The sequence below is a fragment of the Deltaproteobacteria bacterium GWA2_45_12 genome (assembly GCA_001797365.1).
GTDB lineage: Bacteria > UBA10199 > UBA10199 > UBA10199 > UBA10199 > UBA10199.
This window is the reverse complement of the sequence record MGPH01000005.1, coordinates 48,413-58,267: the sequence shown is the minus strand read 5'-3', so window position 1 is coordinate 58,267 and position 9,855 is coordinate 48,413. Positions and strand designations below refer to the sequence as shown.

The 9,855-nt window shown below is 46.3% G+C and carries 7 protein-coding genes and 2 pseudogenes (2 of these 9 only partly in view); 2 read left to right on the top strand and 7 right to left on the bottom strand.

The window, feature by feature from the left end:
• The 4 genes and pseudogenes from A2048_05605 to A2048_05590 form a co-directional block, all read right to left on the bottom strand.
• Nucleotides 1-978 (bottom strand): annotated as a pseudogene (locus tag A2048_05605) (hypothetical protein) (it extends 18 nt beyond the left edge of the window).
• Nucleotides 979-1,037: 59 nt separating this feature from the next.
• Nucleotides 1,038-2,159 (bottom strand): hypothetical protein, encoded by a 1,122-nt coding sequence (locus A2048_05600; GenBank protein ID OGP10928.1) that lies wholly within the window; start codon nt 2,157-2,159, stop codon nt 1,038-1,040.
• Nucleotides 2,160-2,468: a hypothetical protein gene (locus A2048_05595; protein ID OGP10927.1), complete on the bottom strand. Its 309-nt coding sequence runs from the start codon at nt 2,466-2,468 to the stop codon at nt 2,160-2,162.
• 30 nt (nt 2,469-2,498) lie between these two features.
• A complete protein-coding gene (locus tag A2048_05590; protein ID OGP10926.1) occupies nt 2,499-3,257 on the bottom strand; it encodes a hypothetical protein in 759 nt (252 codons plus the stop codon).
• A gap of 177 nt (nt 3,258-3,434) precedes the next feature.
• On the opposite strand from A2048_05590, the gene A2048_05585 reads away from it, so the two are divergent.
• Nucleotides 3,435-4,520: a calcium/proton exchanger gene (locus A2048_05585; protein OGP10947.1), complete on the top strand. Its 1,086-nt coding sequence runs from the start codon at nt 3,435-3,437 to the stop codon at nt 4,518-4,520.
• A gap of 294 nt (nt 4,521-4,814) precedes the next feature.
• Here A2048_05585 and A2048_05580 read toward each other — a convergent pair whose 3' ends face one another.
• The 3 genes from A2048_05580 to A2048_05570 form a co-directional block, all read right to left on the bottom strand.
• Nucleotides 4,815-5,480 (bottom strand): isoprenylcysteine carboxyl methyltransferase, encoded by a 666-nt coding sequence (locus A2048_05580; GenBank protein OGP10925.1) that lies wholly within the window; start codon nt 5,478-5,480, stop codon nt 4,815-4,817.
• Complete coding sequence (locus tag A2048_05575) at nt 5,477-5,683, bottom strand: hypothetical protein (GenBank protein OGP10946.1); 207 nt, start codon at nt 5,681-5,683, stop codon at nt 5,477-5,479. The genes A2048_05580 and A2048_05575 overlap by 4 nt, the downstream gene beginning before the upstream one ends.
• 141 nt (nt 5,684-5,824) lie before the next feature.
• Nucleotides 5,825-7,915 carry a copper-translocating P-type ATPase gene (locus A2048_05570; protein OGP10945.1) on the bottom strand — a complete coding sequence of 697 codons (2,091 nt, stop codon included), beginning with the start codon at nt 7,913-7,915 and terminating at the stop codon, nt 5,825-5,827.
• 382 nt (nt 7,916-8,297) lie between these two features.
• Here A2048_05570 and A2048_05565 point away from each other — a divergent pair.
• Nucleotides 8,298-9,855: pseudogene (locus A2048_05565) on the top strand (hypothetical protein); it runs 1,100 nt beyond the window's last position.

The following is a 9,855-nucleotide window of genomic DNA, read 5'->3' as shown; positions in this document are numbered from 1 at the left end:
AAGTCCAAGCCCCATCCCCTTTCCTACCGGTTTGGTTGTAAAGAAGGGTTCAAAAATCTTTCCATGGATTTTTTTTGGAATGCCGATTCCGTTGTCTTTGCATTCCAGAATGACTCCTCCTTCCGGGTGGTGGACTGCACGCACGATGATTTTTCCTCCCCCATCTCCGTTTCTCCTTTTTTGGACCGCCTCTTTGGCATTGAGCAACAAATGCACCAATAGCTGGCGGGCCTCCTCCGGCTGGAGGTTAACCTTTGGAAGGGGATTCTGAATTTTGGTAACCAGCGAAATATGGGCCGCTTCAATCTCTTCACGCAAGGAATGTATCGCATCATTAAATGGCTTCCCCAAGGGAGTAAAATGGGAAGGAGAAAGGGTTTCCCGATAGATTGAACGCACTGTTTCAAGAACACTACTTAACCTCGATATATTTTTCTCGATCACATCGAAAGAAGCATGATTTTCGAGGTTTGAATCTTGTCGTAAAAGCTGAAGATGGGTCTGGATAATGGCCAAAGGATTGTTGAATTCATGGGCCACACCGGCCATCAACTGGGAGAGGGTAGACAAACGCTTGGTTTGATGAAGGGATTCTATGGTCTTTTTGCGGTCGGTAATGTCTTCAAAAATACCGACAAAACATTCCGGAATTCCATCCTTTTTGGGGATATGATAGAACACCTCCATCAAAATCCGCTGTTTAAAGCTGATCTCCTTGGGGATTTTAACAATGGGGAATAATCCCCGAACTTGGTTTTTCCCTCCCAGTTTTTTGAGCCCATCGAGAATCCCCTTCCCAACACTCGGGCCGGATAACCAACCCGACCCCTTAAAGAAGGTTCGAAAGGTCTCATTCGCATAAAAAAAACGCCTTTTGGAGTCGAGGATCAAAACACCAATCGGTAGGGTTTCTAGGGCCACCTGCTGTGTTTTAGCCAAAATCTTGGAAAAATTGAAGAGGTAATCCCACAAAAACATGAAGATAGATTTATCATAAACCCATTTTAGTGTCACTAAATTTGTTTAAACCTCTTTTTTTAAAGTGTGTAGATCAGCTCAAAAGCAACAGCATGGGAAAAAGAGTCAAGGCCTCCGGAAGGCTGGTGAAGGTCCACCTGATATTCCAGCCTGGTACGAACCTCGTCGGTAATCTGAAAACCAAGTCCTGCAGTTCCCTGATGAATCTTTTGCTGGGTCCCAGTGAATTCGCCTGCACTGTTTAAGTCGTTAAAAAAACCATATCGGGAATAAAGGCTCCACAGGGGGCTTAAATCCCCATGGATTAAGAAATAACCTCCAAAAGCCTTGCTGTTCTTTCTTCCTGAAATCGCTGTATTGATTTGGCTGTATAAAACTTCAAGATCCAACCGGATGTGTGACGTCAAGGGCCAACGCAGATAGGAATCGGCGATGTATTGCCAATGTTGGTTGTCGTTGGGACGCTCCGGACCGGCATCAAAAGTCAATCCCCATTCGTGAGATTTTTCCTCCGGGCCCCAATGAAAGGTTACAACAGATTCAAAGGAAGGGATGGGGCTGTCGTCAGTAATGGAATCACGGAAATTATTGATCACCAGTAACTGGGCCGTAAGCCTTTGGGTAAAGGGGTAACTAAAGCGAAAGCCGGTCACGTTATTGGGGGTAGCGCGATTCACCCATGAATAAAAAATCGTCTCATTCTCATGCCGGTCCTCGTTTTCAATGCCTGTCGGATCATTAACCCTCCCCAGCGTCAACTCCAAACCGCGACTAAAACCGGTCTGGATGGTTACAAAACCTTGCTCTAGATTAATGGAACCAGCACCGCCATTCCCTCCGTTGTCACGGCTGTAATCGATGTCAGCCCTAAAAAAGATTTTTGATTCGGGATCTGTTGAGAAATCTAGTTCCAGTTCGCTTAAATAAAAACCGAAGGTGTTGCGAGATGGCCCAGGATTGCCACGAAATTCCCCAAGCCCTCCACGCAGTACGGAACTACCTGCCGGTACTGGTGTGGTATTGCTGTCATCCGCTTGAAATCCAGTGACGACATCAAGGATAGGGGAAAGTTGAATTTTTTTCCAAAAGGGTTCCTTTTCTTCAGCCCCACTGGCTTGTGGCAAAAGGAGGATGAAAAAAAGAATAAAAAAAAGAGGCCGAATGTTTAATAAAGGCCTCATTTATTGAGAGGTCTTGCTTCGTGTCAGAACCACTATTTTCTTTTCTAGTATGGCCATCCGAGTCTTTAACTGTTTGATTTGCTCTGAATGGGGAGGCGTAAACCGAGAGGTAAGTTCTTTCAACCCATTCTGGATTTTCTCATTGAGCTGATTTTTTTGAAATGCGACATTATTCCCAATCGCAACCATGTTGCTATAGAGTTGGACGGGGAACTGGGCAATTCGTGCCAGTAGCTGGTTATAATTAACGGCAATGATTTTTCCATCACCAATAGCGCTTCCCTTTTTTTGTTGAACTTCTTTCTTCATAATCGTTCCTCCCTTGATTGGTTAGTTAGTTTAAACAACACTCTTTTTGGCTCCCTTTTTTGGATATTTGATCCATTGGGCATCAAAATTTTCTTTAAGCTGATTGACAAAAAGTGCCCCCTCTTGGGCCAAGGCTTGGACAATCTGGATTGAAGCCTCCTGCAAGGAAGAATTGACGCCGGAGAAAAGCCGATCCAGCACCTTAAAACCCCCTTTTTGTTCCCCCCCCTTCTTTTTTAAATGACCCGCTTCCATGACAACAGTCTGGACCAGACTTTTTACTGCCCCTGAACCGGTATTTTTGACAACAGCGATCACCGAGGGGGGAAGCCTAAAAGACACCTGGTGGAGAGATTGTTCAATTGCCTTGCGAATTTGAACCGCCTCTTTTTCTTGAACCACTGTGGAATGGAATGTTGCCAGATAATGATCAAAAAGAACTCCGATGGCTAAAGTGCGCCCCGCTTCCTCCCCCCAGCTCAAGACATCGAATTTTTGTTTGAGATAGGTCCAGGGATTGGCCAGCTGAGTCATGAGATTTTTGGCCGCCTGGCCCCAACCCCCTGCAAGATCCCCCAGGACCAGGATGTTCAAGGCGTTTCCTCTTAATTTGGCATGATGACGATCCGCTACTTTTTGCACCAGGGCCCCCCGCACAAAACCCATGGCGTAATCATCCACAACAAAAAAAAGCATACTGTCCAAAAAAACGGTGGTGGCAATAAAAGGGGCTATTTCTTGGAGAGAAATGGGTTGAAGGAATTGTTCTCGCTTGATTTTTTGAGGCATTTTTTTTAGTAGCACTAAACAGAAAACATTTCAAATAATTTTTTTTAAAATCCTACTCCTTAATTTACAATATATTTACTCTAAGTAAATTTACAATTGCCGAAATCAGGAAATCCCTTTATAATTAAAAAATTCATTATGCTTCCCTTTATTCCTAAAATCAAAACCATCCCAAAAATGGCCATTCTTCTGATTTTTGTCCCCGTCTGTTTTTACCTGGAACATGTTCACACAAATCCACTCCTGCTTTTTTTGGTAAGCGCCATCAGCATTTTAGGGCTTATTTCTCTTATTGGAAAATCAGTTGAGGAGATTGCCCATTATTCGGGCCCTGTAGTTGGGGGCTTTTTGAATGCTACATTTGGCAATTTTACAGAAATGGTCATTGCCTTCAATGGAATACGGGCAGGCCTATTTGAGTTGATCCGTGCTTCTATTACAGGGTCGATTTTGGGTAACCTGATTCTTGTCATGGGGCTCTCCATGTTTTATGGCGGTTTGAAATATAAGACCCAGAAATTCTCCCAAACAGGAGCCAATACCTCTATCTTGATGCTGGTTATTGCCTTGTTTGCCCTTTTAATTCCCACCTTTGTTCATTATGGTTATCAAATAGAAGGCTTAAAGGCCACCGATGCCCGATCGTTGGAACAGCGAGTATCGCTTTATTCAGCCATCCTGTTATTGGTTGTTTATATTTTGGGCCTTTTCTTTTCACTTAAAACCCATCGCTTTGCCTATATGCCAGAGACTCCTTCTCACACAACGGAATCACCAGAATGGAAAAAATGGTTTGCTATTTGTCTGCTCTGCTTCTCGGCCATTCTTGTTGGTTTTATCAGCGATTTTTTTGTCTATTCCATTGAAGACATGCTCAAGGTGAGCAAGATTCCCCTTTCGGAACTTTTCATGGGTGTCATTATCGTGGCTGCTATTGGAAACGCAGTTGACGGAATTGTTGCCATCAGGATGGCTGGCAAGGACAAAATGGATATCTCCTACCAGGTGGCCATGGGGGCCAGTATTCAAGTAGCTCTCCTGATAGCGCCACTTCTCGTGATCTACAGTTTTATAATCGGTGGGCATCCTGAAACAGGGGTTTTCTTCACGCTCCAGTTCAGCATTTTTGAGATCATTGCCTTAGCGGGAGGAGTTGCCCTGGCCGGCTATTCACTCCAAGATGGGGAATCGAACTGGTTTGAGGGAGCGATGTTTATCATCCTTTATGCTATCTTTGGAGTCGCTTTCTTTTTTCATCCTTAAGTTTCAGATTGCGCATGAGATCAGTAAACGATACGAAATTGAGTTTGAAAAAATAGGATGCCGAATGGGGATCACATTCATATTTTGTGTTCATTTCATCCGAAGTACAGCACTAAAACGAACTTGGTTTTCATAGCGGATAGGAAGCACGGGTCTTTTATCCCCTACGCTCGTTGGCTTCGGGGACGAGCCTTGCTGGGTCAAAACCCTCCGCCTTAGGCGGAGAATCTTGGATCCAGGGCTTGCCCTGGGGTTCATACCATTGATCTTCCGTCATGCTGCGAGCTTCATCCTTTAGGGTTGGTTAAATTGCATTTTTCTTCCAAACAATTTTGGAAAAAAGGCTGGCGTGACTGTCTTATATCGACGGTACGCCTCGCCAACTTCTGCTTCGACTTCTCTTTCTTCTTTCTTTGCCAGCCGGACATACATCACAACCAGAATGGGAAACATCGCGAGTGTGATTAAAGTCGGCCATTGAAGCAAAAACCCGATCATAACAAGGATGAAACCATCATATTGGGGATGACGAACGTATGAATACAGTCCTGTCGTGGCCAATTGGTGATTTTGTTGCGCCTGATGGAGAACTCTCCAGGCCTTGGCAATCAAGATGAATCCACCAAAGATAAAGACGCTGCTCAAAATGTGCAGGATATTGAAATGAGGATTCCCTTTGAGTCCCAAAAGTGTCGATAAAAGATGGCCGGCATCATGCGAGAGAAAATTGATTTGGGGATATTTGCTGGTCAGCCAACCGGATAAAAAATAGATGGTCAAAGGGAAACCATACATCTCAATAAATAAAGCGATGATGAAGGCCGCAAAACCGTTAAAGGCTCTCCAATCCAACTTTGTTTTGGGCTTGAAAAAGCTTAAAGCAAAGAAAATGAAAATCGCCGAGTTGATGATAACCAGGGACCATAGCCCATAAGCGGGTGCCAAATCGTGTGCCTTCATGATTGAACTCCTTTCTGATTTTCCTTGTTCTCCTGCGATCCATTTCCGCCGTGGCTATGCCCCCCGTGTCCTCCATGCCCATGAAACAGATGCATCAACGGACAGGCCAAAAGAAGAAGCCAGGGCAAAATGCCGAAAAGATGGGCCCGGTGTTCTGTAAACAGGAAAAATCCCACAATGGCTAGAAAGCCAATGAGCACCAAATTGCTGAAGCGGAGACCTCTGGAATGTGTTCCATTATGTCCCCCAGACGAAGAATGATGCTGCCCACCTCCGTGGGCACAAGATCCCATCCCACTTTCTTTTTTTTCATTTTCATTTGTTGATGCCATATATCTCCTTGTCTAAATTTTTGCGCTCTTAAGCCTTAAGGCGTTACCGACGACGGAAACTGAACTTAAGCTCATCGCAAGAGCGGCGATGATGGGGGAAAGTAAAATGCCAAAAGCCGGATACAACACACCCGCCGCTAGGGGGACGCCGGAGGCATTATAGGCAAAGGCAAAAAACATATTTTGCTTGATGTTGCGCATGGTGGCGCGGCTCAATTTACGGGCTCGTAAAATACCCCGAAGATCCCCTTTAACCAGAGTGACCCCCGCACTTTCCATGGCCACGTCCGTACCGGTTCCCATCGCGATGCCGACTTGGGCCTGGGCCAGCGCCGGAGCATCATTAATGCCGTCACCGGCCATCGCCACTTTATGCCCGGCTTTTTGGAGCTCTTTTATTTTTAAAGCTTTTTGTTCAGGTAGAACGCCGGCCATCACTTCATCAATGCCAAGTATTTTAGCCACAGCTTCCGCTGTTTTTTGATTGTCGCCGGTCATCATCACAATTTTGATGTGATCCTTGTGAAGTTCGGCAATTGCTTGTGGTGTTGTCTCTTTAATGGGATCGGCGACTCCGACAAAGCCGGCAACTTGGTCATCTAACGCGACAAACATGACGGTTTGTCCTTCAGAGCGAAGCCGATTCGCTTCATCTTCAAGAGAAGAAGGATTAAGCCCCAAATCTTTCATCATATAAGCATTTCCAAGGGCAACCTGACGCCCGTCAATGCGACCTTTGACGCCCTTGCCCGTGATCGATTCAAAATCTTTAATTTGACTTAAGCCGATTTTCTTTTCTTTTGCCCCGTCCACAATGGCTTGCGCCAGAGGGTGCTCGCTGCCGGCTTCCAGGCTTGCGGCATATTTTAAAAGATCAGTTTCCGATCGATCGCTTGATGATTTGATGCTTACTAATTTGGGCTTTCCTAAAGTGAGTGTTCCGGTCTTATCGACAACTAGAATGTCCACTTGTCTTAAAGTCTGGATGGATTCGGCATTCTTGAAAAGCACGCCCATGGTAGCCCCGCGGCCCGTGGCCACCATGATGGAAAGAGGAGTAGCCAGCCCCAAGGCGCATGGACAGGCGATAATCAGCACGGCGACGGCGTTGATCAGGGCATAGCTCAAGCGGGGCTCAGGGCCATAGAGAGCCCAGACAATGAAACTGATAACGGCAATGGCAACGACAACAGGGACAAAATATCCTGAGACAACATCCGCCAGTTTTTGGATGGGAGCACGGCTTCGTTGGGCTTCGGCCACCATGTGAATAATTTGAGATAGCAGTGTTTCGGCTCCGACTCTTTTGGCTTCAATCACCATCGAGCCGGTACCGTTGATGGTTGCACCGATGATTTTGTCACCGGCCCCCTTTAAGACAGGAATTGCCTCTCCTGTAATCATCGATTCATCAACGGAACCAGATCCTTCCAACACGACGCCGTCCACTGGGACTTTTTCTCCGGGACGAACGCGGAGTTTGTCGCCAATTTTTACCTGATCTAAAGGAACATCAATTTCGGTTCCATCATTCTGGATGAGGCGAGCTGTTTTGGGAGCCAATCCAAGTAATTTTTTAATGGCGGCATTGGTTTGCGACCTTGCTTTCAGTTCAAGCACCTGGCCAAGCAAGATCAGGGTCACAATCACACCCGCGGCTTCATAATAGACGGCGACGTTACCCATCTCACGAAAGGACTCAGGAAAAAGATCGGGAAAGAGGGTTGCGATAACACTATAAACATAGGCGACCCCAACACCTAACCCGATTAAGGTAAACATATTGAGGGATTTATTGACGATGGATTGCCAACCGCGCGTAAAAAACGGCCAACCGCCCCACAAAACAACCGGTGTCCCCAAGATGAACTCGGCCCAACGGATAAATTCATGGGAAAATATTTTTGAAACGGGCTGGCCCGGAAGCAAATTTCCCATGGCCATAAAAACAAGCGGCACGGTTAAAACGGCGGCAAAGATACACCGCTTTTTCATGTCGTTGTATTCCGTCAGATCTTCATTGTCCGCACCTCCCCTGGGTTCGAGCGTCATGCCGCACTTGGGGCAGTTCCCCGGATGATCCTGCACCACTTCGGGATGCATCGGGCAGGTCCACTCGGTGGCACTTGGTTGTTTTTCGTGCGGAATCGATTTTCTGCCCTGATCAAATTTTTCCTTGCAATGCGCCGAGCAGAAATAAAAATCCTGTTCTTGGCGAGAAGAACGGAAAGGTGTTTTAGCCGGATTGACCTCCATCCCGCAAATGGGATCGCGGGTTTTTAGATTGGTTTTTTTCATAGCATTCTGTCTCCATCATTGCCCAAGGCTTACTTCTCTATACTTTTCCCTATGTCGTGCATCATCTGACCTGCAATGCGTCCCATTCGAGAGGAAATCTCTCTTTTTGTTTTTTTGTCAAGCATACAGATCTAACCAAACAAACCTTGAGGGTAATTCTTCTCCGTTATATATCTTTAAAATGTTCATGCCTTTCTATTTACGAAGCACGGAAGAAATTTGTCAGGAGCTAGAAGTTGATCTGACTTTCGGACTTTCTGCCCAAGAAACTTCCCACAGATTAAAGCAGTTTGGGCCTAATGAAATCGAGCAGAAATTTAAAAGAAATCCCTTCAGGATCTTTTGGGAACAATTAGTCAGCCCGATGATCCTCCTTCTTCTTGCTGTGATTGGTATTTCGCTGGTTATTGGGCACTTTATGGATGGGGCGATTGTGGCGGCCATTGTTTTCTTGAATGCCGGGATAGGTTTTTTCCAAGAGATGAAGGCCGAAAAGGCGATGGAGAGTATTCGGGCCCTGGCGGTTCCCCTGGCCCACGTTTTAAGAAATGGAAAAATTGAAAAAATCTTGTCACGGGAATTGGTGCCGGGGGATATTGTTTATCTTGAAGCGGGGGACCGAATTCCCGCGGACATACGTCTTTTAGAGGCCTCCGCCATGATGGTGGATGAATCCCTTCTAACGGGTGAGTCGGTCGCCGTTTCCAAATTAACTTGTGTCTTGAATGGAACCGATCTTGCCTTGGGCGATCAATCAAACATGGGTTTTATGGGGACGCATGTGGTTTCGGGCCGGGGAGTGGGGGTTTGTATTGCGACCGGGCTTGCGACAGAACTTGGACGCATTTCCAGCCTTGTTTCAACCCAAAAGGTGGGCGATGCCCCTTTGAAACAACGGATGGACCGATTGACCAGGCATTTTGTCCTGATGGCCTTTCTTTGCTGTCTTCTTATTTTTGCCATTGGCGCTTTCTATCATGAGTCGATTGTCGAGGTTCTTCTTGCCGCTATCAGCCTTGCGATTGCCGCCATTCCGGAAGGGCTGCCGGCTGTTATCACGATCAGTCTTTCCTTGGGGGCTCTTAGGCTTGCCAAACGCGGGGTATTGGTCAGGAAGTTGCAAGCTGTGGAAGCCCTGGGGTCTATTACAACCATTTGCGCCGACAAAACGGGGACCTTAACTGTCAATCGCATGGAAGTAAGGAGCTTTTATTTAAACGGCGCGGAACATCAGGTTTTTGATTTCCAGGAAAATACGTTTTCATCTGTCGCTCCCTTTTTTCAATCCCTTGTCCTTTGTAATGATGCCCAACTGGGCGGAAAAAATTCAAAAGAAAAGGGCGATCCCATGGAAATGGCCCTTCTTAAATTTGCCCATCGTTGCGGATGTGATTTCAAAACGCTTCGGGATCAAATGAAACGGACGGACGAAATTCCCTTTGATACCGAACGAAAAAGAATGACCACGATTCACAAATCTCAAGAAGGCCGGATTGCTTTGACAAAGGGAGCTCCGGAAATGGTGCTCCCTCTTTGTGTTCGGGAGATGGGGATAAATGGAATCGAAGACATTTCACAAAAACGCCGACGTGAAATTGTGGACACTCAGGAAAAAATGGCTTCCGAAGGTCTGCGAATCCTTGCCATGGCTACCAGGGATGTCTCCTTGGTGAAGGAGGAGGAGTCTATAGAGTCTGGGATGATCTTTTTAGGGTTGGTGGGGCTTCAAGACCCCCCGCGTCCAG

Excerpts from the sequence above, each read along its gene's own strand:
- A2048_05600 (OGP10928.1), bottom strand. The coding sequence starts at position 2,159 with ATGAGGCCTTTATTAAACATTCGGCCTCTTTTTTTTATTCTTTTTTTC.
- A2048_05595 (OGP10927.1), bottom strand. The coding sequence starts at position 2,468 with ATGAAGAAAGAAGTTCAACAAAAAAAGGGAAGCGCTATTGGTGATGGA.
- A2048_05590 (OGP10926.1), bottom strand. The coding sequence starts at position 3,257 with ATGCCTCAAAAAATCAAGCGAGAACAATTCCTTCAACCCATTTCTCTC.
- A2048_05585 (OGP10947.1), top strand. The coding sequence starts at position 3,435 with ATGGCCATTCTTCTGATTTTTGTCCCCGTCTGTTTTTACCTGGAACAT.
- A2048_05580 (OGP10925.1), bottom strand. The coding sequence starts at position 5,480 with ATGAAGGCACACGATTTGGCACCCGCTTATGGGCTATGGTCCCTGGTT.
- A2048_05570 (OGP10945.1), bottom strand. The coding sequence starts at position 7,915 with ATGCATCCCGAAGTGGTGCAGGATCATCCGGGGAACTGCCCCAAGTGC.